Source organism: Bacteriovorax sp. As-1, assembly GCF_058446905.1.
In genome coordinates this window covers 1,644,796-1,670,863 of sequence record NZ_CP184341.1, presented here as the reverse complement: position 1 = coordinate 1,670,863, position 26,068 = coordinate 1,644,796, and the positions used below count along the sequence as shown (strand labels likewise).

Annotated in this window: 24 protein-coding genes and 1 other RNA gene; 4 read left to right on the top strand and 21 right to left on the bottom strand. The window is 40.6% G+C overall.

What is annotated here, in order from left to right; translation table 11 throughout:
* Positions 1 to 7: 7 nt before the first annotated feature.
* Genes udk through ACN20O_RS08500 form a run of 3 tightly spaced genes read left to right on the top strand, consistent with a single transcriptional unit; the run spans position 8 to position 2,891 of the window.
* Positions 8 to 658: a uridine kinase gene (gene udk / locus ACN20O_RS08510; protein WP_491639003.1), complete on the top strand. Its 651-nt coding sequence runs from the start codon at positions 8 to 10 to the stop codon at positions 656 to 658.
* Positions 655 to 2,283: a ribonuclease J gene (locus tag ACN20O_RS08505; RefSeq protein ID WP_491639001.1), complete on the top strand. Its 1,629-nt coding sequence runs from the start codon at positions 655 to 657 to the stop codon at positions 2,281 to 2,283. Before udk ends, ACN20O_RS08505 begins: the two co-directional genes overlap by 4 nt.
* The gene (locus ACN20O_RS08500) at positions 2,280 to 2,891 is read left to right on the top strand and encodes a hypothetical protein (protein WP_491638999.1); all 612 of its coding nucleotides are present in this window, start codon (positions 2,280 to 2,282) and stop codon (positions 2,889 to 2,891) included. Before ACN20O_RS08505 ends, ACN20O_RS08500 begins: the two co-directional genes overlap by 4 nt.
* Before the next feature lie 23 nt (positions 2,892 to 2,914).
* Here the strand turns inward: ACN20O_RS08500 and ftsZ are convergent, their stop codons facing one another.
* From ftsZ to mtnP, 15 genes are all read right to left on the bottom strand, one after another.
* Positions 2,915 to 4,591, bottom strand: coding sequence for a cell division protein FtsZ (ftsZ, locus tag ACN20O_RS08495; protein WP_491638997.1), 1,677 nt, complete (start codon positions 4,589 to 4,591; stop codon positions 2,915 to 2,917).
* 35 nt (positions 4,592 to 4,626) lie between these two features.
* Positions 4,627 to 5,907, bottom strand: a complete 1,281-nt coding sequence (gene ftsA, locus ACN20O_RS08490; RefSeq protein WP_102241884.1) for a cell division protein FtsA — start codon at positions 5,905 to 5,907, stop codon at positions 4,627 to 4,629.
* A gap of 66 nt (positions 5,908 to 5,973) precedes the next feature.
* Positions 5,974 to 6,753, bottom strand: a complete 780-nt coding sequence (locus ACN20O_RS08485) for a cell division protein FtsQ/DivIB (RefSeq protein ID WP_491638995.1) — start codon at positions 6,751 to 6,753, stop codon at positions 5,974 to 5,976.
* A gap of 23 nt (positions 6,754 to 6,776) precedes the next feature.
* Complete coding sequence (locus ACN20O_RS08480) at positions 6,777 to 7,676, bottom strand: UDP-N-acetylmuramate dehydrogenase (protein ID WP_491638993.1); 900 nt, start codon at positions 7,674 to 7,676, stop codon at positions 6,777 to 6,779.
* 33 nt (positions 7,677 to 7,709) lie between these two features.
* Positions 7,710 to 8,597, bottom strand: coding sequence for a hypothetical protein (locus ACN20O_RS08475; protein WP_491638991.1), 888 nt, complete (start codon positions 8,595 to 8,597; stop codon positions 7,710 to 7,712).
* Complete coding sequence (murC, locus tag ACN20O_RS08470; RefSeq protein WP_491638989.1) at positions 8,590 to 9,978, bottom strand: UDP-N-acetylmuramate--L-alanine ligase; 1,389 nt, start codon at positions 9,976 to 9,978, stop codon at positions 8,590 to 8,592. Before murC ends, ACN20O_RS08475 begins: the two co-directional genes overlap by 8 nt.
* 39 nt (positions 9,979 to 10,017) lie before the next feature.
* A complete protein-coding gene (gene ftsW, locus ACN20O_RS08465; protein ID WP_491638987.1) occupies positions 10,018 to 11,217 on the bottom strand; it encodes a putative lipid II flippase FtsW in 1,200 nt (399 codons plus the stop codon).
* 99 nt (positions 11,218 to 11,316) lie between these two features.
* Positions 11,317 to 12,705, bottom strand: a complete 1,389-nt coding sequence (gene murD / locus ACN20O_RS08460; RefSeq protein ID WP_491638985.1) for a UDP-N-acetylmuramoyl-L-alanine--D-glutamate ligase — start codon at positions 12,703 to 12,705, stop codon at positions 11,317 to 11,319.
* Positions 12,706 to 12,734: 29 nt separating this feature from the next.
* A complete protein-coding gene (gene mraY, locus ACN20O_RS08455; protein ID WP_491638983.1) occupies positions 12,735 to 13,802 on the bottom strand; it encodes a phospho-N-acetylmuramoyl-pentapeptide-transferase in 1,068 nt (355 codons plus the stop codon).
* Positions 13,803 to 13,837: 35 nt separating this feature from the next.
* Complete coding sequence (locus tag ACN20O_RS08450; protein ID WP_491638981.1) at positions 13,838 to 15,241, bottom strand: UDP-N-acetylmuramoyl-tripeptide--D-alanyl-D-alanine ligase; 1,404 nt, start codon at positions 15,239 to 15,241, stop codon at positions 13,838 to 13,840.
* A 5-nt stretch (positions 15,242 to 15,246) separates the two neighbouring features.
* Complete coding sequence (locus ACN20O_RS08445) at positions 15,247 to 16,659, bottom strand: Mur ligase family protein (RefSeq protein WP_491638979.1); 1,413 nt, start codon at positions 16,657 to 16,659, stop codon at positions 15,247 to 15,249.
* Positions 16,660 to 16,662: 3 nt separating this feature from the next.
* Positions 16,663 to 18,636 carry a penicillin-binding transpeptidase domain-containing protein gene (locus ACN20O_RS08440; protein WP_491638977.1) on the bottom strand — a complete coding sequence of 658 codons (1,974 nt, stop codon included), beginning with the start codon at positions 18,634 to 18,636 and terminating at the stop codon, positions 16,663 to 16,665.
* Positions 18,637 to 18,653: 17 nt separating this feature from the next.
* Positions 18,654 to 18,971: a hypothetical protein gene (locus ACN20O_RS08435; RefSeq protein ID WP_491638975.1), complete on the bottom strand. Its 318-nt coding sequence runs from the start codon at positions 18,969 to 18,971 to the stop codon at positions 18,654 to 18,656.
* Positions 18,972 to 18,998: 27 nt separating this feature from the next.
* The gene (gene rsmH / locus ACN20O_RS08430) at positions 18,999 to 19,967 is read right to left on the bottom strand and encodes a 16S rRNA (cytosine(1402)-N(4))-methyltransferase RsmH (protein WP_491638973.1); all 969 of its coding nucleotides are present in this window, start codon (positions 19,965 to 19,967) and stop codon (positions 18,999 to 19,001) included.
* On the bottom strand, positions 19,967 to 20,812 hold the full coding sequence (gene mtnP / locus ACN20O_RS08425) for an S-methyl-5'-thioadenosine phosphorylase (protein ID WP_491638971.1): 846 nt from the start codon (positions 20,810 to 20,812) through the stop codon (positions 19,967 to 19,969). The genes rsmH and mtnP overlap by 1 nt, the downstream gene beginning before the upstream one ends.
* 85 nt (positions 20,813 to 20,897) lie before the next feature.
* Here mtnP and ACN20O_RS08420 point away from each other — a divergent pair, with 85 nt between their 5' ends.
* Complete coding sequence (locus ACN20O_RS08420) at positions 20,898 to 22,085, top strand: hypothetical protein (protein WP_491638969.1); 1,188 nt, start codon at positions 20,898 to 20,900, stop codon at positions 22,083 to 22,085.
* Here the strand turns inward: ACN20O_RS08420 and ACN20O_RS08415 are convergent.
* From ACN20O_RS08415 to ffs, 6 genes are all read right to left on the bottom strand, one after another.
* Positions 22,077 to 22,667, bottom strand: coding sequence for a GTP-binding protein (locus tag ACN20O_RS08415; RefSeq protein ID WP_102241869.1), 591 nt, complete (start codon positions 22,665 to 22,667; stop codon positions 22,077 to 22,079). The two genes, ACN20O_RS08420 and ACN20O_RS08415, sit on opposite strands and share 9 nt — an antisense overlap.
* A gap of 9 nt (positions 22,668 to 22,676) precedes the next feature.
* Positions 22,677 to 23,213 carry a roadblock/LC7 domain-containing protein gene (locus ACN20O_RS08410; RefSeq protein ID WP_185903069.1) on the bottom strand — a complete coding sequence of 179 codons (537 nt, stop codon included), beginning with the start codon at positions 23,211 to 23,213 and terminating at the stop codon, positions 22,677 to 22,679.
* Between the two features lie 8 nt (positions 23,214 to 23,221).
* Positions 23,222 to 23,815: a recombination mediator RecR gene (gene recR, locus ACN20O_RS08405; RefSeq protein ID WP_491638966.1), complete on the bottom strand. Its 594-nt coding sequence runs from the start codon at positions 23,813 to 23,815 to the stop codon at positions 23,222 to 23,224.
* Between the two features lie 3 nt (positions 23,816 to 23,818).
* Complete coding sequence (locus ACN20O_RS08400; RefSeq protein WP_491638964.1) at positions 23,819 to 24,130, bottom strand: YbaB/EbfC family nucleoid-associated protein; 312 nt, start codon at positions 24,128 to 24,130, stop codon at positions 23,819 to 23,821.
* A 19-nt stretch (positions 24,131 to 24,149) separates the two neighbouring features.
* Positions 24,150 to 25,877, bottom strand: a complete 1,728-nt coding sequence (gene dnaX / locus ACN20O_RS08395; RefSeq protein WP_491638962.1) for a DNA polymerase III subunit gamma/tau — start codon at positions 25,875 to 25,877, stop codon at positions 24,150 to 24,152.
* 91 nt (positions 25,878 to 25,968) lie between these two features.
* Positions 25,969 to 26,064: signal recognition particle sRNA small type (gene ffs / locus ACN20O_RS08390), an RNA gene on the bottom strand.
* Between the last annotated feature and the right edge of the window lie 4 nt (positions 26,065 to 26,068).

Here is a 26,068-nt window from a genome sequence, read left to right as displayed (position 1 = left end):
CGCTCTCGTGCATATCATTTCTATTTGTGGAGGATCGGGATCAGGAAAGACAACTTTTGCTGATAAGGTCATTAAAAACGTCGATCAGGAAGTTTCAGTCCTGCACATGGATTCATATTATCTTCCCAAGCTTCCTAAGGAGCTTAGTACGTCTACAGGAAGGCCGAATTTCGATCATCCTGATGCTTTTGACTGGGATCTTTTAAAAGAGCACCTGGAAATGCTGAAAGCAGGAAAAACGGTCAAAAGCCCTCACTATGATTTTAAGAAGAATGCTCGACTTAAAACTTCAAGCATCATCAAGCCGACTAAGGTTGTGCTCTTTGAAGGAATTTTTACTCTCTATCAGGAAGACATCCGCAAAATGTGTGACATCACCACATTCCTGCATGTTGAAGCTGACATCAGATTCATCCGCCGCCTTCACCGCGACGTTGAAGAAAGAGGAAGATCTCTGGATTCAGTCATCACTCAATACTATGAAACAGTAAGACCGATGTATCAGAAGTACCTCGATCCTCAAAGACAATACGCTGACTTCATCGTTGGTGAAGAAACAGACATCGCCGCAAGTATTCTGGCAGCTAAAGTTAACCAACTCTTCCACGCTAAGGAAGTTAAAGTTGTAGAAAAGAAAAAGAGCAAAGGAAAAAGATGAAACAACCTCGCATCAAAATAAAGCCAGTCGGAGGAGTCGGACAAATCGGTTCGAATATGACTCTGATTCAAGGTAAACAAGACACCATTATTATTGATGCCGGTATTCTCTTTCCCTACGAAGATTTTTTCGACATTGATTATCTTATCCCCAACCTGGACAATATTCCTGAACCAAGTCACCTCGTGATAACTCACGGACACGAAGACCATATTGGAGCTGTTCTCCATGTTGTAAAAAAGTTTCCTAAGATTAAAGTCCTGGCCTCTCCGTTTACGGCCGGGCTTATTAGAAAAAAGCTTGAGTTTAATCGCCACCCACATCCGATTACTGAATATCGTCACTTTGATCAACTTGGGTTTAACGACTTCACTATTGACCCGATTCACGTCAATCACTCAATACCAGAAACAGTGGGGCTTTTGATTAAAGATATCAAAGAAGAAATTGGTTTCTTCTTTATTTCAGACTTCAAGATTGATTTTAAAACAATCTACGAGCGCCCTTTTGATTTTGATAAACTGATCAAGCACTCAAAGATGCTAAAAAAGCGCGTTCTTCTTTGTGACAGTACAAACATTACCAGTTCAACCAAAGAAACACCTTCTGAACAAGATTTAATTCCTGTTATCGACGGAATCTTTGCTGAAACAAAAGGAAGACTTTTCATTACTTGTTTTTCTTCAAACATTCACCGCTTGATGACTTTTATTTCCATGGCCAAAAAGCATGGACGTAAACTGGTTCCACATGGGCGCTCAATGATTAGTTATCTCAATACCGCCAATGAATTAGGAATGATTCCCGATTTTCAATCAGTCGTTAAGATGACTGAAAGCGTGACTCCTAATGAAGAAAATATTGTTGTTCTTCTCTCGGGATGCCAGGGAGATTTTCGCGGAACGTTCAGACGCTTTTCAATTGGAGAAGACTCTCAATATAAACCTCGCCCGGAAGATACAGTTGTCTTAAGTTCAAAGGCCATTCCTGGTAATGAAAAAAAGATTACATTGCTGGTTAACAAACTTTCAGAAGTCGGCTGTCATGTAATCACTCCTCAGGATAAATTAATCCACGTTTCCGGACACCCGGGACGCACAGACCTGAAAATGCTTTATGAGAAATATGATCCGACAGATATTGTTCCGATTCACGGAGAAAGTTATTTCATCCGCGAGCACATTGATTTCATCAAGGAAGCTTACCCAAAAGCGACTCCTCATTACTTCTTAAACAACGATGAACTCTTAGTCAGCGACGACTTAAAAATCAGTGTCTTTGATGGAGAAACAATCGAGCCGGTCATTATCCACGGAAAGGGAATTGTCCTGGAGAGAGAAAAAATCAGTGAAAGACGCAAGCTCGCCACAACTGGCTCAGTCTTTATTTCACTGAAACTCACTTCAACCAGGGCAAAAGTAGAGAAGTTCTCTTTTAATTTCTTAGGTCTCCCAACCCTGGTGACGGCCAATGAAGAAAAGTTTAAGCGCTTTTTAGAAAACTACTTTATTCAGATTAACTTTAAAGATGAAGAAAAGACTAACGAAGAACTCAGAGTGGCCGTTAGAAGATACTTTGACCAAATTCTGGGCTACAAACCTACAACCACTATTCACATCCTATGAACAATTTTTTACAAGAGAATCTCTTTGCCATTATTTTGTTCCTGCTTTTGATCATCCTGCTTTTAATCGGGATCATTGCTTTTGTCGTGGTGAAACTTCTTTTATCTAAAACGCTTCACGCACAGGCTCCCACACCTCAAACACAACAGCCTGAACGCATTGTTTTGACTCCAACAGTTGAGTCACCTCTCACTAAATTTAGAAAACTTTCAGAAGAGCACGTCAGTGAAAAATTCTTCTGTGAAAATCACCCTGATGTTGCTTCTGTTGGCTCATGCCTGATTTGCGAAGATGTTTTTTGTGAAAAGTGTCTGATTGAGCATGAGAATATGTATTTTTGCAAAGAGCATTTTAAAACGTTTGCCAATAATAAGTGGAAGCAGATTACAGATGTAAAAACGACTCCCCACACACCAGAAGATGGACTCTTTGTTTATCACTTTAAACGCCACCTATGGAAAGACAAACAAACACCAAGTTTTGTTCTTACTCATTACAAGATCAATATTGAAGAAGATTTTATCGAATCGTTTGTGCAGTTGAATGTTTTGGAATCAGATGCGGATCAATTGTCGGAAGATATTGAGAGATTCAGGGCCAGTCACTAGTTCTGGCCCTGAACGTTTTCTAATTAAAGATCGATGTTCTTGTTGAAATCTCTTGAAGATGGTCTTTGCTCAGTTTTCTCTTCTTTTCTTAGGTAAGAAGGAGTGTCGAATTCATCTTCGTCGAAGTTAATGAATCCAAGTTTTTCTGCAATTGACTTAGCTCTTGTATTTGTTCCGCCAACACCTGATTCAGAAGCCTGAGATCCTGAAGTTACAGGAGACTGAGGACGTGAACCTGTATTTTCGTAACGGTTAGCTGCATCTCTGATTGATTGGATCAATCTCGATGGTGGCTGTTGTTGAGAAGATGCTTGTTGCTGCTCAGCTCTTGCTGAGAATCCACCTTCTTCTTCCTGAGCTGATGAATTGTGGTAAGCAGCTCTGTCACTCATAAAGCGGTCAAAGTCTGAACGATCTTCAGTTTGGTAAGACGAAGACTCTTCTCTTGTTGATGACTGAGATGAGTATGAAGGAGTCGCTGCTGGTTGAGAAACCGGAGCTTCCATAACTGGAGCTACTGGTTGAGCAACTGGAGCTTGCTCTCTTACTGGAGCCGAAAACTCTCTTGGAGCTACGAACTCTCTTTGAGGAGCTGCATATTGTGGTTCAGCAGCTGCTACTGGTTGAGAAACCGGAGCAGATGTTTGAACGTTTTGAGTTACAAAAGATGCTGTTGATTGAGCTGCCTGAGATGACCCTAGAGATTGAGAAGAAGTCATTCCAGCGTGAGCTCTGATTTGTCCACCAAGTCCAGTCGCAATAACTGTAACTTTAATATCGTCACCAGCGTTGTTATCTATAACAGTTCCGAAAATGATTTCAGCATTTTCATCAGCTGCTTCCATAATAAGTGTAACGGCTTCATTTGTTTCATGCATAGAAAGTGAGTCACTTCCTGTGATGTTGATGATGATACCAGTTGCACCATTGATTGAGATGTCTTCAAGAAGAGGTGAGCTGATAGCTTCAGTCGCAGCTTTAATCGCGCGTCCAGCACCAGTAGCAACCCCAGTTCCCATAAGAGCAAGACCTTTGTTTGCCATTACAGTTGAAACGTCAGCGAAGTCAGCATTGATGTGACCAGTGTTATTGATCAGATCAGAAATACCGCGAACAGCATTTAGAAGAACTTCGTCTGCTTTTTTGAATGTATCTACTAGAGAAAGGTTTTCTCCAGCAAGGTATAGAAGTCTTTGGTTAGGAATTGTGATTAGAGAGTCTACGCTTTCTTCAAGGTTTCTAATCCCTTCTTCAGCTTGCTTGAATCTCTTTTTCCCTTCGAATACGAATGGTTTTGTCACAACACCAACAGTAAGGGCACCAAGCTCTTTTGCTAGTTTTGCGATTACTGGAGCAGCTCCAGTTCCGGTTCCACCACCCATACCTGCAGTGATGAAAACCATATCTGCACCTTTTAGGACTTCAGAAATTTTTTCATAATCTTCTAGAGCAGATTTTTTCCCGATTTCTGGGTTTGCTCCAGCTCCAAGACCTTTAGTTACAGTTCCACCAAGCTGAATTTTTGTTTCAGCAAGTGAAATGCTAAGAGCTTGAGCATCAGTGTTAGCAACAATATATTCAACGCCCGAAAGACCTGAGCGGATCATAGTGTTAACGGCATTACATCCACCACCACCAACTCCAACAACCTTAATCTTTGCACCGTTAATTCTGTTATCTGTACCTGTCATTTCGAACATATATTCCTCCTACGGGACCTATATAAATTTAATCTTTAAAAAATTTCTTTGAAAACTGATTTTAATGACTCGCTTAATTTCCCAATCAGGTCGCTATTAGAACCTTGAGCTTCATTTTCTTTAAATGTCACTCTGTGGTTATTAGCTGATGCCTGGCCTTGAACGTGAACGTAAGGCTTTCTCTTAGCAGCTTCCAGAAGAAGTCCAAGAACTGTAGAGTATTTTGGGTTTTGCATAATATTAGTCATCCCACCAAATGGAATTGGGAAACCAATTTTGCACGATCTCATAAGAATGTACTCTCCCAACTCCGGCATACCCTTAATAAGAGCACCACCACCAGTTAGAACGAATCCACCTGCGATTTCTTCACTTAGTTTTTTATCGTCAATCATTGCGCGGATCACTTCGAATAACTCTTCAGCGCGTGCGCCAAGAACTTCTGCGATCACACTTAGTTGAACCTCGCGAGGCTTAGTCCCAGACATACCTTGAACTGTGATATGTGCTGATTGGTTAAGCTGCTCAGCTAGAACACTTCCGTGATTAATTTTAATTCTTTCTGCTTCATTGTGAGGAATCTTAAGCGCTACTGCCAAATCATTTGTAAAATGGTTTCCACCGATTGGAATGATTTGAGAGTGGATAAGGCTTCCGTCTTTCCAAACCGCAATGTCTGTCGTTCCACCACCGATGTCGATAAGAACAACACCAAGTTCTTTTTCTTCGTAAGAAAGGACTGCTTCTGAAGAAGCTAGTGGTTGAAGAGTAATATGTTCAGCATCAATACCAGTCTGCTCAACACACTTCACTAGGTTTTGAATAAGAGGAATAGATCCAGTAACGATGTGAACATGAGCTTCTAGTCTCACACCACACATACCGATTGGGTTTTTAATCCCTGTTGTATTGTCTACGCGGAATTCCTGAGGAATCACGTGAAGGATGTCTCTGTCTGAAGGAATCACTACCGCCTTAGCAGCTTCAAGAACGCGGTCAACATCGTCTTGAGTGATTTCTTTTCCTTTAATAGCAACAACACCAGAAGAGTTGAAACTGTAGATGTGGCTTCCGGCAATACCGATCGTCGCACTTCCAATATTCACTCCGGCCATCAGGCGCGCTTCTTCAAGTGAGTTTTGAATCGAGCGTACTGTTTTATCAATATTAACAACCGACCCTTTCTTTAAACCGTAAGAAGGGTGTGTACCAATACCGATAATTTCTAATTCTTGATTTGGATGTTGAAGTCCAACGATTGTACAAACTTTCGTTGTTCCGACATCGAGGCCTACGATGATGTTTTTGTCGTTCATAGTGAGAATCCTTTCTCTATATAGAAGCGATATTTTACGACAGAGTCATTCTGTCCTACAAAAATCCTAGAATTTATCCTTAAACTTGACAACAACTTTTTTGCTGTTTGTAAGATTGATAATGGCAGGGATTTTCTCCTTCAATTCCATATAATTCACAATCTTATCCAGCTTTACCAGCTTGTCGTTCCACTCATCTAGTCCCATAAAGACACTAGATGGATGCCCGTTTATTGAAAGAATTATCGTTAGCTCCTTATTTTCATTAAGGATGACTTCCGAAAGTTTTGATCTCAAGGCAGGTCTCATTTCTTTTACCAGGCCGGTAACATCTGCCTGGACCTTGTCTTCCATTTCTCCAACCGGCATCGATAAGTAAGGAAGATCTTGAGTTAACTTCTTTTCAGAGCGAAGCAGGGCCTCGTAAGTCGGGTCATATAATTGCCCGTTATCCACAAGGATAGCTTCATAAGATTCAGCGCTGTCTTTTCTGTAAATCTGAACTTTCATTAAAGGCTCAGGACAGTTGAAGTTTAAATCTAAAACTTTGCTGAATGGATCGTATTGGATTTTGTAATCAGAAACGAAATACTTATCGCTCCATTTTTCATTCACGATCTTCATCTTCACATCGCGAAGTGAGTGCGACTGCTCAAATGTTTTTACTACTTGAAGGGCCATCGTTCCCGCTGGGCGAGTTGGGCATTTTCCAAGATTTGATCTGTATGAAAGTTCGGCGTTGAATTGTTCTGTCGGGCCGAGAGATGAAATAACGATATTGGTGAATACCAATACGGCAATCACAACCAGTGCGATAATAAATTTTTTCGACTTAAAAAATGCCATCCTGACAATATTCCTAGCTACTGCTAATACTCAACTTCGGTTTCAAACGAAACACCGAACTGAAGTTTAAGTTCCTTTTGAAGAACTGTGATCATTTCCATCACGTCTTCATAAGAGCTTTCGCCTCTGTTTTCCATGAAGTTGGCGTGTTTCGGGCTAATCTGCAAATTCTTTATGGTTAGACCCTTGAGGCCCATTATATCTATAAAAAGACCAGCCCGACAAGTCACGTCGCGGAGATTGTCGTGATGGTTTTGAAAGATACATCCGCACGTCCATTCTTTTAATGGTTGAGTGCGAGTTCTCATATCTAAATACTCTTTAATTTTTTTAGAAATAGCAGCATCAATACCAAAGTGAATCAGTCGGGCTTGATAGATCACATCACCTTTATCAACAAAGTGATTGTGTCTGTATGAGAAAGAGCCTTTCTCGATAATAACCGACTTTTCCTCTCCGTTTTTCGTAATGAGTTTTACTTCCTTTATAATGGTTCCGATTTCACCCAGATTTGTTCCGGCATTCATAAAAATCGCGCCACCTAGGCTGGCCGGGATTCCCGTGAAAACTTCCCATCCTTTAAGGCCAAATTTATTTGCATGGCTGGTTAGAGTCGCCAGGCTCACAGATGCTGGAAGAATATATTCATCGCGAGGAGCTTCAAAAACTCCGCGGTCGAAATCAAAATCTAGCTGTATATAAGGAAGCTCTGCTTTAGCTGGAAGAAGAATGTTAGCTCCCCAACCAAGGACGCGGTAGTCGATTTTATTTTGAGTCAGGGTCTTAGTTGCAAACTTTAACCCTTCAACCGACTTTACCGTAATTAAATCTCCACGAGCATCTAATCTCATAGTCGAGTACTTCTTAAGATCTTTATCGATCTCAACAACGATGTCCGGGTGGTTTAATATTTTTTCCAGCATGGATTCATGCTACCGAATTTTCGGTGGGATTGTCTACGGCTTGGGCCAGCCGGATTGATGCTTATTAACGGCATCCTGAAATTTCATCATGACCTTTTGGTTGATTGGCTGCCAGTTTACATTTTGCCCTTTTGACCATTGAAACTTTCCTTCTTTATAACTTAAGGCATACATTGGATCATTATTATCCGGGATTGGAACCATCATTTTCAAGAGTCCATTTTCCTTAGCATAATCCCCAAGATTTTCAATTTCGAGGGCAGCATAAGGCATGTCATCCTTCCACAAATAGTATTCTGAATTTGAAGAGATCGAATACTGCTCCCAATTTTGTTTATAATAAAGAAATCCCCACATGACAAAACAGCGCTCTTGTACATCGCGAGGCTCAGATTTCTTTTTCCCTCCGCGGTCTACGTCGCAGTTGTAGTAATTAAAAAAAAGATGAAGTTTTTCTCCGGTAAAGCTCTCGACTTCTGCTTTATACCAAAGCCTGTTTTCTTCAAAAAACATCTCGTACTTACCGTTGAGACGGTCTTTTTTTGCACTATGCTTTTCATCCTTCAAAGAAATGCTTTTAAAAGTCCTTTTGATTTCGGCCGAAACTTTATCCTGAAAATCTCTGATGTTTTTTGCCAGGTTGAAATAATCAACCGGTTTTTTATCAGTAGAACTTTTATCTGATTCTTCTGTAGGCACAGTTTCAGTCCTTAAACTTTCTGATTCTTGGTGAGACTCTGGTTTAATAAAAAAAGGCTTACGGCCTTCCTCTATAGGAGTTTCTGTGATTCTTCGTTCTGACTGGAAAGATTGAGAGTTTGATTCTTTGAGTTGATCTTTGGAAGACAAGAGATAGGTCGTTGTGGCCCCCAATCCAAAGGAAACCAAGGCCACAACTAAAAGCTGAATCTTGCTATTCAACGCCCGCCCATTTTCTGGCGACTTTACCGATTGACCCTGCACCTAAAGTGACAACGATCGTTTTATCTCCCTTATGCGATTCAATCACCTCAGGAAGTTTTTCGATATTTTCAATCTTCTTAGCAAAGCTCGGGTGAAGGCGGTTAATGTCTTCAATCAGGCGCTCTGTTGAAATTCCATCAAGTGGGTTCTCGCTGGCAGCGTAGATTGGAAGTAAATAAAGTTGATCGGCATCGTTAAAGCAATGAAGGAACTGATCCCAACAATCGCGCGTGCGAGTGTAACGGTGAGGTTCAAAGATCACGATCTTTTTATAATCAGGACGGGTGTCTTTGACGATTCTTAGAGTTGAAGCAATCTCTGTCGGGTGGTGACCGTAATCATCTACCACTTCAAATGATCCTGCTTTATGCAGAAGCTGAAAGCGTCTTCCAACACCTTCAAGTTTTCCAACTGCTTTTGCTACATCTTTAAAACTCAATCCCATATGGATTGCCAAAGCTGTCGCTCCAAGGCTGTTTAGGATATTATGGCGCCCTGGAAGATTGATTTTAAATCTCTCCATTTTTTCGCCTTTATAATAAACATCGAAACTTGTTTCAAAGTGACCAAACTCAATATTGCGGGCTTCGTAATCTGCCGCTGTTTCAATTCCAAACGTTACTGTTGGACGCTTCATTTCTGCTTTAAGCTTCATGAGTTTTTCATCGTGAGCATTGAGGGCCACCACTCCGTAGAATGGAATCTTATTGGCAAACTCTACGAAAGCACGGAATAAGTTTTCTTCCGTACCGTAATGATCCATGTGATCGTTATCGATATTTGTAATAACTGACATCACTGGAGACAAAAGAAGGAAAGATCCATCTGATTCATCTGCTTCAGCTACCAGGTAATCACTTTGTCCAACTTTGGCGTGACCATCCAGGTTTTTTACAATTCCACCGATGATGTATGTCGGGTCCAATTTACATTCTTGAAGAATTGTCGCCAGAAAAGAAGTCGTAGTTGTTTTTCCATGAGTTCCGGCAACAGCGAGACCGTACTTTAAGCGCATAAGCTCAGCAAGCATTTCAGCTCTTCTGATAATCGGAATTCCTTCTTTTCTCGCTCGAAGCATTTCCGGGTTTGTTTCATTAACTGCAGAAGTGTGAACCACAACAGTGACGTCATTTAGGTTTTCTGCTTTATGGCCGATGTGAACTTCCGCTCCCATTTTTTTTAATTTTTTTACGTTTGCTGACTCAGCTACGTCCGATCCTGAAACTCTATATCCTAAAGACAAAAGAACCTCAGCGATTCCACTCATACCGATTCCACCAATTCCAACGAAGTGAATTTTTACATGGTTTGGTTTTAGTGCCGAGTGATTGCGGAACATAACGAACTCCTAAAATGTATATGATCAAAACAGGGAGACTTAGACGTAAGCTTCTTCGTGCCCGCTCTCATCTCCGGTAGCTTTTCTTCTACCAAATGATTCTCTTTTTGGCCTGAAATTGTTTTCAACGCCCATAAGTTCATTGCGGTAACCTTTTATTACTGAGAGTAAGAGTCCTATTCCAAAAAAGTTACAAAGGAGCGATGACCCACCATAACTAACGAACGGAAGGTTCAATCCTTTTGTAGGAAGAAGACCTAGAACGACCCCCATGTTAAGCAGGGCCTGAAGACCTAAAACGAAAACAATGGCCGACGCCATAATCACACCGATGCGGTCCCTTACCTGAAGGGCTAGCTTGAAGCCAAAATAGATGAAAGCGACAAAAAGGCAGATCAGGAAAAAGACCCCGATAAACCCAAGCTCTTCCCCGATAACCGAGAAGATGAAGTCGTTGTGAGCTTCCGGAAGATAGAAAAGTTTTTCGTTACTATTACCAAGACCCTGGCCAAAAGCCGATCCGTTGGCGAAGGCCATATAAGATTGGATGATCTGGAAACCTGAACCTTGTGGATTCTTCCATGGGTCAAGGTAAGTTAACATACGTTTTACACGGTACGCTTGAGAGAAGAGAACAAAAATTCCACCAACTCCACCGGCAATCAGTGAGTAGTAGAAATACTTTCTTGGAAATGAACTCATAAAACAAACAAACGAGATCACGACAAAACAAATAAAGAATGTCCCGAAGTCCGGCTGTTTAATTAAAAGAGCTAATGGAAGAAACAGAGTTCCCCCATGTTTCATACGCTCTTTATTATCCATCTTGTTCCAGTTTTCAAAAAACGAAAGCGCTGAAAGGATAACCGTGAACTTTACAATCTCACCCGGCTGAAGACTCATGCCTCCCATTGTTAGCCAACGGCTTGCACCTTTAGCCGAAGCTCCAATCCCTTTAACAATAGTCAGCGCCACAATAGCAGAAGCGGCGATGTTAACGATGTAACCGTACTTTAACCAGAAAGTGTATTTTGTTTTTGAAACACCAAAGGCCACACCAATGGCCAGGAAAAGATAGACGAGTTGGCGGATAATATAATGATAAGGACTGCCGAAATTTTCATTGGCCAGGATATAACTGGAAGACCAGACCATAATAAGTCCAATCGTAATAATAATCGCCAGCGTTGAAAGAAACGCTTTGATCAGCCTGTCTACATCATGAAGTTGTTCATCCATATGTATTAGAATAACAAAGATTTAAATGGATGGAGAAAATTTGTAGAAAAAAAGTGGAGTGGTCGGGTATACAAAAAAGCCTCCCGAAGGAGGCCTTTTTTATAATTGATAAACGAGTTTCTTGAAATAGTTCCCGCGCTCTTCGTAGTCGCGGAAGAAATCCGAAGCCGGGTTTCCTGGAGACAGAAGAATAACATCTCCTGTTCTCGATTTTTGGTAAGCAAACAGAACTGACTCTTCAAATGAACCGACAATGTAAGTCTGGTTATGATCACCAAGAGCTCTATTTAATCTTTCTTTACACTCTCCAACCAAAACTAAAACGCGAGCGTTTCCGATCATGTCCTTAGCAAATGGATCGAAGTTAAGATCTTCATTGTCTTTACCACCAGCAATCAGAATGACTGGTTCTTTGAATGATTTAAGTGAAGCCAGCATTTCTGGCATCGTTTCAGCTTTTGAATCGTTGTAGAAGCTTACTCCGTTTTTCTCCATGATGAATTCCATACGATTTGGAATCCCTGGGAATTTCTCAATACAAGTTTGGATTGCATCGTCACTTACATCAAGGGCCTTACAAGCAGTCACTGCTGCCATTAGGTTTTCGCGGTTATTTTGTCCCACGATTCTCATTTTAGAAACTTTAAACTCTGAGTGGTAATTGATGTTCGAGTGGATTCTTCTGTCGTGGAAGTGAGTTCCCTGGATCTCGTTCATTACTCCAAGAGTTAAGTATGAGCGGCGAGAGTACCAGTAAACCTGGCAGTTCGCGTTTCTAAAGAATGCATTGTTAGCAAGTGAATCGTAGTTTGCTACCAGTGTATCTTCTGGAGATAGTTTTTTAATGATTGAAAGTTTAGTTTCAATGTATTCAGAAACTGAAGAGAAGTTTGCTTTTGAGAAGTTCTCTCCGATGTTCGGGAAAACAACTAGCTTTGGATGGAAATCCTGAAGTGACTTCATTTGGATTGCTGAAACTTCCACCACTACGTAATCAATTTCGTTCATGTTTGGAAGAAGGCAGTACTCGATGAATGGCATTTCTGAAGTTCCACCAACGAATACGTTTTTCCCATCAACTTTAAGTGTGAAGCCGATCATCGCTGCAATTGTTGTACGACCGAAAGATCCACAAACAGCGATAACTGGTTTTTTACAAAGTTTATAAGCAAGGGCGAAGTCAGAATAAACTTCTTTCCCGTTTTTGCGTGCTAATTCTAATTGAGGAAGATTTGGATTTACTGCCGCTGAGTAAACAATAACGTCTGCTTCCAGGAAGTCTTCGTCTTTGTGTTCACCAAAAGTCATCTCTAGAGGTGGTTCGATTTTCTTAAGCTTCTTAACTGACTTGTTAAGGTCGAAGATTGGCTTGATATCCGTTACTCTGATTTCGCATTCTAATTTGTTGAAGAAATTGATCAGAGAAAAACCAGTCTTGCCAATACCTACGATAAGAACTTTCTTACCTTTAAATCTTTCCATTTCCATTCAACTTTCCTCTTAGACTAACTCGACGACTATCTAGTCTTTAATGTCGAGAGTGCCATGATTGCCAGACACACACTGATAATCCAGAAGCGAACTGTTACCTTCGTCTCCGGCCAGCCAAGTTTTTCGAAGTGATGGTGGATAGGTGCCATTTTAAAAACGCGTACTCCGCGGGTTTTAAATGAAGCAACCTGGATAATAACTGAAAGAGCTTCGATAACGAAAATTCCGCCGATAACTACGAACAAGAATTCCGACTTCGCAAGCACTGCAATCGTACCCAATGTTCCTCCCAAAGACAGGGATCCAACATCGCCCATAAAAATTTGAGCTGGGTATGAGTTATACCACAAAAAGCCGATTCCTGCACCAATAATAGCCGCAGTTAGGACTGTGATCTCTCCCATGCCTTCGAAGTATGGGATGTATAAATACTGAGAGATTTCTTTGTGACCAGTGACGTAAGTAAGAAGACCCATCGTCGCCGCACTCACCATGATTGGCCCAATCGCCAGACCATCAAGACCGTCTGTTAGGTTAACTGCGTTACTGAATCCAACAATAACGATTGATCCAAACAGGATATACCAGTAACCAAGATCAATAATCGGGGCCTTAAAGAAAGGAAAGTACACATCAGTATTGATGATATTTTGACTCACCATAATATACATAGCGACAAGGGCCGTTCCGAATTGCCAAACAAGTTTACCCTTGGCCGAAACACCTTTCGTGTCTTTCTTTAAAACTTTCAGATAGTCGTCATAAAAACCAAGTAGGAAATAAGAAAAAGTGACCCCTAAAGTGATCTTAAGCGGCATAGAAAAAAAGTTTCCGCAGATCAGAGTCGTAACAAAAATACTCCCCAACATGAACACACCGCCCATAGTCGGAGTCCCTTTTTTCTTAAAGTGAGACTCAGGGCCATCATTTCTGATGATCTGTCCGAATTGCTTCTTCTTCATAAAGTCGATGAAGTAATGTCCCCAGATAATCGAAAGTACTGTTGCTATTAGAAAAGCAATCCCGGTTCTAAAAGTAATGTACTTGAAGATGTTAAACAGGTGGTGGTGTGGGTAGAGTAAATGGTAAAGCATCCTTACTTTCCTATTTTTTTAAGTTTTAACCAATATTAAACTATACCCATCAGGGTTTCTAGTTGTAAAGAGCGGCTCGCTTTCACGAAGACAAACTTGTATTTTTTTCTGACGTCTTTCCATTCAGAAAAGAACTCTTCTTTAGTGTGATAATGACTTACTGGATTTGGGTAACCGTTAAGATAAAACTCGCGGTATCTTCCAATAAAAGTGACATTCTTAATTCCTAGAGACATTACGTGCTCTGCAATCTCTTTATGCATCTGCGGGGCATGATCTCCCAGCTCGTTCATGTCACCCAAAACAAAGTAGCAGTCATCAAGTGAGACACCTTTATTTTTCATGACTGTTACAAATGAATCCAGTGAAACGCGCATTGAACTTGGGTTGGCGTTATAGGCATCAAGGAAGATGTTGTCTACCCATTGGGACCTATTCATATTAGGCTGCTCATAATTTGAAGCTGCCTCTGTTAATTCTTTAATCTTTTTTGGGAATAAGCTCATCGCAAAGATCGTTGTCCCTGCCAAGTTTTTCAGGTTGTGGTGCTCAAAGATATTTTTATTATTTATCCACACATTTTTCTTATCGATGTTAAAAGAAATCTCATCTCCATCGATATTAATTTTTACATCACCGTTCTTTTCACCATAAGTTACTAGGCCTTTTGATTTTTTAAGTTTCGCCAGGTAAGGATCATCTGCATTCACCACGAACGATCCCTTGCCTTTGGCATTTTTTACAACTGAATCGTAAAGGGTTCCTTTTTCTTTGAAGATTGCTTCCATCGTTTTTAAAAATTCAATGTGGGCTGCTCCAATATTAGTGATCATCCCGTGCTCTGGTTTAGCGATGTCGCAAAGAACCTTAATTTCACCGGCGTGATTCATCCCCATTTCGATAATTGCCACTTTATGTTTTTTATTCAGTCTAAAAACTGTTAATGGAACTCCTATGTGGTTATTTAAGTTCCCTTTTGTCGCCAGGACTTTTCCCGGGAGAATAGAATTTAAAAGAAAATAGATCATTTCTTTATGAGTGGTTTTACCGTTTGATCCCGTCACTCCAATAATCTTTCTGTCTTTATCTGCTTTTCTCCAACCCTCGATATGCAAACGAGCAAGCTCTTGAATAAAAAGAAGCGTGTCTGTGACAGTAATAAAAAGTGTTTTAGGATAAAAAGCTGCCAGCATTGGCACTAGTTCATCGCGCTCTTTAGTCGAGTTAAAAACCACAACCTTGGCCTCAAGATTTAAAACACCTTCAAGATAATTAAAAGCATCGAAGTTTTCTCCAACTAGGGCGACAAAAGTCTCACCTGCCTGAAAACTGCGTGAATCTGTATTGATTTTTAATTCGAACTCGCGGCCTTTATGATCAAAAGCGCTCGTCATCGTCTTAACTGATTTAAGTTTAAAAAGAAGTTTTGAAGAAACCATTAAATTTATCCGCGTTTAAATTGAGAAACGATATTGAAGTCACTAAATGGGTGCTTCACACCCTTAATTTCCTGATACTCTTCATGCCCTTTTCCAGCGATAAGAACGATTTCTTTTTTCTTCATGGCCTCAAGTGCAAAAAGAATAGCTTTTTTACGGTCGACGACTGCCTCGTAACCGGTAGTAATGCCGGCGATGATGTCGATAATAATATCTTCCGGTGCTTCGTCGCGAGGGTTGTCTGATGTCACGACAACTTTATCTGCAAATCCAGCTACCGCCTTTCCCATCAGGGGTCTTTTGGTTTTATCGCGGTTTCCACCACAACCAAAAACCACGGTAAGTGAATGATTCGGGAAAGCTTTTCTGATGGCCTCTCCGATATTAATCAAGGCATCCGGAGTATGAGCGTAATCCACGATGGCCATGCCTTCGTTGTCCAATTCGATTACTGAAAATCTTCCGAGTGGAGTTTTAATATTTTTTAGACTCAAGGAATTGATCTTATCTTCTCCCCAAAGGTCTGAATTTAATTGCAGGGCCACTTCAGCATTACTTTGATTGTATGATGAATGATAAAAAAGCGGTCTCTCCGTCATCTTTCTTTCATCAAGTGTTCTCGCTACCTTTACACGTGCATTCGGATTTTTCTTCAAGATGTTTTGGTAAAGGTCTTTTTCAAAAGAAGGAACAATAAGACTCTTTCCTTCTTTCAGGTATTTCTTTTCAATCAGCATCTTGGCATCAAAATACTCTTCCATTGTTTTGTGATAGTCGAGGTGATCTTGAGAAAAACTTGTCCACGCAGCTGCATCTAAAGCAATGTCATAAATTCTGTCTTGAACAAGAGCATGAGAGCTCACTTCCACAAAACATGCCTGGTATTTTTCCTGAAAGCGGTGAATGATCTTTCTGAATTCAACATATGAAGGCGTTGTTGATTCTAAATCTTCAATCAATGCACCATTTGCATCCTGAACACCGATTGTTCCTACTGAAATCGCCGGGTGACCAAGCTGAGTGCTAATTTGCATCGCCAGGTTAACAGTTGTCGTTTTCCCGTTAGTCCCAGTGACGCCGATGATTTTCATCTGCCCTTTATTTGGAAACATGATATCTAAAACTTTCTTTTGTAGAATAAGAAATTTAGCCGCATCAACAAAGATACAATTATCGGCCTTCACCAATGATTCGGCCCCATGATTTAAAACAATCAACCCTGGATTTTTTCCTTTAAGGCGCTTATTAAAATCTTCAATTGATTTTTCATTGTTATGAACTTTATAGAAAACAACATCGGCCGCAGTAGCCGTCTGCAGATTGGTTGTAATGTTACTTACAACATCATCAAGTTGAGTCAGGGTGTTTCTAGAGGCAATGTCTGCATTTAAAACGTCGACAAGTTCTTTTTTGTTCATGACCTATTCGTATGTTGGAGGTGAATATTCTAATTTTACAACAGTATCATCGCCAATCGGTGTTCCTGCTGGTGGGTATTGTGATGAAACCACTCCCATACCTTTATGAACAACTTGAAGGTTTAACTTCAACGAGATGTTGGTCGTTGTAATCTTATCCAGCCCCATCATGTTCGGCACAATCCCAGGAGTCAAGCTTCTTGAAGCCGCTTCTTTAACCTGAACCATGTCGATATTGGTCTTAACTTTTTTCAGATCGTAATCATTGTCTTCGTGTTCTGCGAGTCTACTGATGTCTTTATTTTTATAAAGCATATACTCCGCTAGATTCTTAAACACTGGACCCGCAACCGCTCCACCGTAATATCCACCTGTTTTTGGGTTATCAATATAAACGGCAATAACAAATTTTCTATCTACGTTAACCGGGTACCCGATGAACCCAGATACATAACCCTTATATCCACCATTTTTATCTACACGTTGAGCAGTCGCCGTTTTACCCGCAATCTGGAAGTGAGGGATCTTAGCATTTCCACCAGTACCTTTTTCAACTGCTAACACTAGCGCTTTTGTCAGGTCTTCTGTGTTTTTCTGCGACAGAACTCTTCTTCTTTTTTCCAGTTGATTCGCATTTTCAGGTTCTAATTCTGAAACCGTCACTTGGTTTGGATCGCGCTTAATAAGTGTTGGCTTAATGTACTCACCACCATTGGCAATCGCTGCATAGGCGGCCATCATCTGAACACCTGTTACAGCAATACCTTGACCGAAACTGATGTTACTTAAAGAAAGAGGAGTGACATTATCTGCTTCCGTAAAAATCCCGCGAGACTCTCCCGGTACTTCAATACCTGTCTTATTTCCAAAATTCAGTTCTTTTAATGTTTCTTTTAATTTCGGGAAAGTCAGGTCAAAAGCAAGTTTTGTCGTCCCGACGTTTGAAGAGTAACGGATAATATCTGCAACTGAAATCCATTCAAATTTTTCATGGCTTTCAGCTTCTTTAATCCAATGATTATCAACTCTCATTCTTCCTTGTTCAGCATAGTAAGTAGAGTTGATAGTGGCCGTTTTGTGCTCAAGGGCCGAAGCCGCTGTGAAAATCTTAAATGTTGAACCTGGCTCAAACGGATCAATCGCAAAACTTAACTTTCTTGATTCCGGTGCTGACCCCTTCACATTGTTCGGGTCAAAAGTAGGGTAGTTGGCAATCGCCAGGATCTCACCTGTCGAAGCATCAATAACACCGATCCCACCTTTATCTGCATTATGTTTTAGAACAGCTTCTTTTAAATACTTTTCGGCCATTCCCTGGATGTCTTTATCAATCGTCAGGTAAATGTCTTTTGCTTGTGCTGTTACATCCTGATGGCTTTCGAACTTGATTGCGCGACCTTTGTTGTCGATCGTGTATTTTAGAGTGACCGGATTTCCTCTTAACTCTTTATTGTACATATACTCAAGGCCGGATAGACCTGAGTTATCAAGACCAACAAACCCGATAACCTGAGACAGAAGCTCGTGGTTTGGATAAGTTCTCTCTGGAGTTCCTTCAATGAAGATTCCTTTTAGTTCCTTGATATCTTCAACCTGGTCTTTTGAAAGACGAAGTTTTCTGCCAAGCCAGGTAAATCTCTTTCTCTTTTTGATCGTCGTGATCATTTCTTTGTACGAAAGCTCTGGAACGATCTTAGCTAGCTTCTTATAAACATCATTTTTCCCGTCAGTTGATTTTGGGATTGTGAAAATACTGTACGTTTGAACGTTAAGAGCGAGTGGGTGACCTGAACGGTCGTAGATGTTTCCGCGTTTTGGATAAACAGTTGCCTGTCTTAAGAATTGTGAATTGGCGCGAACAATGAGATCTCCAGCATCGACTAGCTGAACCTTAAATGCTTTCCCTAAAACAAGAAGGAAAAACAAACAGAAACAGGTAAAAACAAAGATGATCCTATTTTTTTCAACTCTATTCATAATTCAATTTCCAAATCCTATGGAATGACAATAATTTGATCCTGTTTTGGTTGATCCAGGTTATGTACTGCCGCTAATTTTCTTAACTTTTCAGCTGAGAGCATTCTTGCCTTCTTAGCTTTTAATTCTTTGTTATCCAGAATAACTTTTTCGATTTCGCGGTTTGTTTTTGTGATGGTGTAATCCATCTCAACATTTTTCATGCGAAATAGAACAAACAAAATGGCGAGTGTGGTGAATGATAAGAAAATGGGAAAACCCTGTGAGCTGAAAATAATCTCTTTTACTTTCGCGCCCAACTGAAATTTTTCAGAAGATTTCTTTGATGCGGCCATAATCACTCCTTGATTAAATGCCAAATATCATTGCTTATATTTATTCTTGTCTTTTTTAGTTTCTACTCTTTCTAATATTCTTAGTTTAGCACTTCTTGAGCGAGAATTGTCTAAAATTTCTTGCTCAGATGGAAGAATTGGCTTTTTTGTTAAAACCTCTACGGGAAGCTCGGTTTTTTGAGAGGCGTCCCTGAAAACATTCTTCACAATGCGATCTTCGAGAGAGTGAAAGCTGATGATAGCGAGTCGGCCGCCTACTTTTAGAAGCGGAATTAGTTGATCAATTGTGTTGGATAAAACTTCAAGTTCCCGGTTTACTTCAAGTCTTAGGGCCTGAAATACTCGAGTAGAAGGGTTGGTCTTTCCGTAACGATGCTCTTTTGGATAACAATGGAAAACGATGTTTTCCAATTCTTTGGTCGTCGATATTCGTTTCTCTTTTCTTTCAGTCACGATCTTCGCAGCGATCTTTCTGGCGTTTTTTTCTTCACCGTACTCTTCAAAAATTCTTCTTAGTTCTTCTTCACTGTATGTGTTGACGATTTCTTCGGCCGTTTGAAATTCATCCGACTCGTAATCCATACGCATATCAAGTGGCCCGTCAAAGCGGAATGAGAAACCTCTGCCGGCCTCATCGAAGTGATGTGAAGACACTCCTAAGTCCAGAAGAATTCCCTGGAATCCACCGTCCGCAAAAACTTCTGGAGAATGCTCTCTGATCATTGAAGAAAAATGGACAAAGTTTGTATCGATAAGTTTAATTCGATCACCCATTTGTTCTTTCTGGATTCTCTCATTTCCATTTTTTAAGGCGTCCGGGTCCTGGTCAGTTGACCTGACATTAAAAAGGGGATTCCTGTATAAAAATTCAAACGTGTGACCGCCTCCGCCAAACGTAAGATCGGCGAAGTAAGACTTCTTATCCAGAGGCGCCTTTTCAGTTAATGAATCGACGCACTCATGCTTTAAAACTGTATAGTGACCTGTGTAGCTCATTACTTTAGAAGTACTTCAAGAATGTGAGTTTGCTCTGCTGAGAGCTTTTCAGGTTTCGACATAACAGCAAACGTGTTTTCTTTTTTAATCGCAAATGGGTTCGCGTGAAGCTTTGGAAGAAGCTTCTTTAAAACCGCATGTGCTGATTGATTGTTTGCTGACATAACTTTCATGATTTCTTCAAGTGTACAGTGCTCTTCTTTCCAGCAGTCATAATCTGTAACCATGGCGATTGTTGCATAAGCAATTCCCGCTTCTTTTGCCAGGTAAGACTCCGGTACGTTTGTCATACCGATAACACTTGCACCGAAACTTCTGTAGATATTTGATTCTGCTTTTGTTGAGAACTGAGGCCCTTCGATACAGATGTACGATCCGCCAGATCCGTGTTTAACACCCGCTTCTTTGCAAGTTTCAACAATCATCTTTTGAAGTTGAGTATCAACAGGTTCTGCAACTGAGACGTGGCCCACGATTCCGTTTCCAAAGAAAGTTCTTTCGCGCTTACCTTTTGTCCAATCGATGAATTGGTCAGGGATAACAAAACTTGCCGGAGGGAATTCTTCTTTTAGAGATCCTACTGCTGAAACTGAAATAATATACTCAACACCAAGTTCTTTCAGAGCAAAAATATTCGCTCTGTAATTTACTTCAGAGGGAGTGAAGTTGTGGTGTTTTCCATGTCTAGGTATAAAGAAAAAAGGTGTACCGTGAAGATTAGCCTCAATCACTTCAGAACTAGGCGCTCCAAAGGGAGTAGACACTTTGTGTTCTTTAATAACTTCAACACCTTCAATCTTATATACGCCGCTTCCACCAATGATGCCGATCTTAATTCCGCCCATCTTATACCTCTTCAAATTTGACGATTTTTAAATTTTTATGGGATGATCTTACACTGTTATTTTCCCCTAGGAAATGTAAAAAGAAATGAGTGCCATTCACGTATTATCAAAGTCTTTTTCTCACTATAGATCTCGCATCAAGAAGAGAAAGGACATTCTTAGCTACGCTAAGCACACCAGCACTGAAGAAATTATCTTTAACCTTCAGAGATTGGTTAAGCTTAAGGACAAAAAAGACGTCCTTAAAACGCTTCTTTCGATTACAAATTCCAGCATCTGGCTGTCTCGTTCGGCCTTCACTGTTTTAAAGTCTTATTTCGATATCAGCTCTATGGAAAACCTCAACCTCAATAGCGAGAGGGCCCAGGAGATCATCTCTTGTGTAACCAACAAGCGCTCGGTCGATGCAACAGACAGTGAAGTTTTCCAGACGATCTACCATGAACTGGCCCACTCCCATTTGGTTAACGATTACCGCACTTCACTTAAGGTGCCTGAAGTGAAAGTCACCATTGTGTTGGTCTCAGGTGTTTTCAATGAAATCTTTTCAACTCCTGCTTTCAAACGTGGAGCTGAAACTCTTTTAGATCAATACGACATTAAACATATCGCTCCGGTTGTCGATGGAAGAAAAGGTGCTCGTGAGAACTCTCTTGCCCTAAAAAAACAAATCGAAGAATACATTGAGACCAATCCAAATGAGCGTTTATGGTTCTTTTGTTTTTCAAAGGGTGGTGTAGACACTCTTCATTATCTAAGATCAAAAGGCGACAAACTTTCAGAAAACATCATTGGTGTTTCTTTTATCGCCACTCCGATTATGGGAAGCGATCACATTAATAACAAACTGCTAAAGCTTGCCAATACAATCGGAAAAGTCCCTGAGAATGTTTCCAAGAAAGTTTTAGGTAAAGACGTCAACCTGATTGCCAGCGAACTTCAAAAATCGCTTTCAAAAAATTTCAGAGAAAGCTGGTTTAAGAAAAATCACAAACAGCTGCCTTCAAGACTCTTTTATACGGCCATTGCCTTCGAGTCGAAGTGGCATCAAAGCCATGTGTGGATGATGCTAACAAAGGCCATTTTTAGAAGCCAAAAATCAAATGATGGAATTGTTGATGTAGAAAATGCTCAGTTCCCGTTTTACTTCAACGGACACAATCTTGGAGTTCTTGAAGGCCACCACTTAGTGGGAAGCCGTTCAAGCTTTTACGACCAGGAAGCGCTGATGAAAGCTCACCTGATATACCTCGATTATAAAAACTTACTCTAATCCACCTTTAAGATTCATTAGAACTAATTTCGAAATCATCTTCAGTGTATCAAAGACGCCATTTCCTTTAACTGCAACAGCTTCAAACTCTGGCACGCCCCATTTATTAAGAGCATTGTGCAGGTCTTTAATCGCTGTAGTATTCGGAAGGTCTCTTTTATTCCACTGCATGACCAATGGGATTTTAGTGATATCGTAACCTTGATCTGTCAGGTTTTTTTCCAGGGATTTAAGTGATTCAATGTTGGCTTCCATGCGCTCAACTTGTGAGTCGGCCACGAAAACAACTCCGTCTACACCTCTTAAAATCAACTTTCTTGAGGCCTCATAGAAAACCTGTCCCGGAACAGTGTAAAGGTGAAAGCGCGTTTTAAAACCGCGAATCTCGCCTAAATCCAGGGGAAGGAAATCAAAGAAAAGCGTTCTTTCGTTTTCTGTATTAAGTGAAATGATATTGCCCTTACTATCGCCGCTGGTTTTTTGATAAACATACTGGATGTTTGTCGTCTTTCCACCAAGCCCCGGCCCGTAATAGACAATCTTGCAGTTAACTTCTTTGTTTACATAATTTACAAAAGACATGGCCTTACCTTAATTTTTAATGAACGCAAATAATCTGTCCATTTCCGCATCGGAAATATCGCCAAACAGGTACTCGCTCTTATCAAATGCTTTGTTTGTTTTTTCTTGAGTAGCACGGTGATCTTTCAACTCTTGGTTTAAGAATTCACTGAAACTTGCCGCCATCTCTCTCATTTTATTTTTAATGAAACCTGGGTTCACTTCATCGTGATAAATCAGACCTAAATACAGCTCTTCCATATCAGTAGAAATTGGTACGATATAGATACCCTGTGAAGATGTATCAAAACTCAGTCTGTATCCTTCTTTTGCTTCTTCTTTAGGAATGAATTCTGACAGTGCCTTTGAGGCCTGCCACACACCACTTAACAAAGCTCCAATAGAAGACTTTGAAAGTGAGTTGGCCAGATTGTTGTTGTGATAAAGGACCACACCATCAGCTCTAATCATAAAAAATGAAAAGCGATTGATCTTTTCATCGATCTCGCACGATTCAAAAAAAGCCTGTACATACTTTGGAATTTTGCTCGTTCTATTTGTCATCATCATCCAACTTATAAATGCCTGCGGTTTTCAAGCGCTTTAGTAATCGTCAGGGCATCGACGAACTCCAGGCTTCCGCCCATTGGAATCCCAAAGCCAATACGATCAACACGAACACTATCCGGCAGCATTTGTTTAATGTAAGCACAAGTTGCATCCCCTTCAACCGAAGGGTTCACTGCTAAAATCACTTCTTCGATTTCTTCGTTTTTCACGCGCTCGATGAATTGATCCAGCTTAAGCTCATCAGGTCCAATACCCAGAAGTGGGTTTAAGACACCAAAGAGAATATGAAATTTACCTTTAAAGTGCCCGCTTCGCTCAATGGCCAGACAGTCAGTCACCGACTCAACAACACAAAGTGTTTTTGAATGGCTTCTGCCATAATCCAGACAGATCTTGCAAAGCTTATCATCACAGAACATCCCGCACTTTTCACAATGGTTTAGTTCAGCAAGTGCTTTTACCGCCTCAGCAAAATGAACCAGGTCTTCCTTGTTCCATTTTGTCATTATCAGCGACTGGCGCAGGGCCGTCTTCTCGCCAACACCTGGAAGGCGAGAAAACTGTCTTACAACCTTTAAAAGTTTTTCTGGTAATTCCATAGATTAGAACATTCCTGGGATATTGATTCCACCAGTAACTTTTGACATTGCTGCCGATACCATGTCTTGTGATTCTTTGATTGACTGGTTAACAGCTGTTTTTACCAGTTCTTCAAGACCAGCGACATCGTTAGGGTCTACGCATTCTTTGTTGATTGAAATAGAAACGATTTGTTGTTTACCTGTGATTTTGATTTTAATCATCCCACCTCCAGAAGAAGTTTCTAGTTCGCGAGACTCAAGCTCTTTTTGTAATGTAGCCATTTTTTGCTGCATTTGTTGAGCTTGTTTCATTAAGTTTTGCATTCCTTTCATATTCGACTCCTTGAAAAAATTACTTCTTTGAATTATCCAAAACGACTTTATCAACTTTCGCATTGAAGATTTTCTCTGCTTCTTTTAAAAGCGGATTGTTCTTAAACTCTTCCACGCGATCCTGCATTGTCATTTGTGCTTTTTGTTCTCTGATTTCTGCCTGAGTGACGAAGTCCTCTTTTTGAGTCACTTGTACCAGCTCAAGCTTGATATTGTTTTTATCCACTTCAAAGTATTCACTTAAGTAGTTTAATACTTTCTGGAACACTTCCGGCTCATTCAAATAATCCATAAACACCTGGCCGGAAAAACCAAAACCAAGTTCGATATTTAAATAACCATTTTCCAGGCGAAGAGGGTTTAGAGTATTTCCTTGCTCCAGGTTTGAAGCTGAAGCAGGTGAGCGCGAAGAAAGATCATTTAAAAATCCTTCCCACGTTAAATCTTTTTTCCCAACAGCTTTTGCTTCCTGAACAGGTGCTGCTACTGGAGTTTCTTTTTTTGGTTCAACATTAGCTGGAGCAATCACAGCATCTCTTTCGCTAGCGATTTCCGACATCAAGTTTTCAAGTTTTTGAGCGACACTCATTTCTTTTGGTGCTTCTTCTTGAACCGGTGCTACTGGCGCTGGAGCAGATTCTGTTTTTATTGTTTGAGCTGGTGCTGATTGAGTTGTCGTTGCTGCATTTTGAGAACCGGCAATCTTTTGGTTAAAGAAGCTTCTTCTCAAGGCCACTTTGTACATTAAAACTTCAAATGCTTTTTCCGGAGAAATAGAATTGAAAATCCACGTTGTCTCTCTGGCGACTGTTTCGTAAATCCAGATTAACTCTGCTTCGCTTAATGAGCCTTTCTTTTTTAAATTGATAAAGAGTTCATCTAAAAGTGAGCTGGCAATATTTTTGGCCGGAACGTTTTCGTTTAACAGTCTTCCATACACGCCGCTCAACTCTTCCGTGTTTCCTGTATAAATCGCTTCAATAATTCCACTGATGGCTTTTGGGCCGGCCACACCAAGAGATGTTGTCAGTGTTTCTTCTTTAATAAAATTGTCTTCTGAGAACGTCAGCACCTGATCCAAAAGAGAAAGTGTGTCGCGCACAGACCCTCTACCAAGAACGGCTAATTGCTGAATGAGTTCTTCTTGTTCAAACTTAATTCCTTCAATCTTAGAAATTTCTTTTACGTGATTTGCCAAGGTCTCAACTGAAACATTTCTAAAATCAAAACGCTGACAGCGAGAAAGAACAGTCCCTAAAAGTTTCTGCGCTTCAGTTGTGGCAAAAATAAACACAACATGGGCCGGTGGTTCTTCCAGGGTTTTTAAAAGAGCATTGAAGGCATTTGTCGAAAGCATATGCACTTCATCGATGATGTAAACTTTAAAACGACCTGAAGTCGGAAGATAGTGAACGTTGCTGATCAGATCGCGGATATTATCAACACTGTTATTTGAAGCTCCATCGATTTCAATCACGTTCATCGATGTTTCTGTATCAAAATCTAAACAAGCAGGGCAAGTCCCGCAGGCATTGATGTCGGCCGTGATAGTTTCACAACGGATTGCTTTAGCAAAAATTCTCGCCACAGATGTTTTACCAACACCCCGAGTTCCAACCATCATGTAAGCATGGCCGATTTTATTTTTAGCAATAGCGTTTTGAAGCGAGCGGGTAACGTGCGATTGTCCGATCACATCTTGAAATTTTTTAGGACGCCATTTCCTGGCCAAAACTTGGTATGACATTTTATTCCTTAAAATTGCTTGGAAATCGAAAGAATTTTTTCCAGATTAAAAGGTATTAAATTTAGCGGAATTAGTAAATGGAATTACAAGAAGTAGCTAGGAAAACAGCACAAAGCAGAAACAGCTACCGTTGCTCCCTTCCGGGCCTGGCGGGGTTGACCGATCGTACCTTTGCTGCCCCCTAACTACCG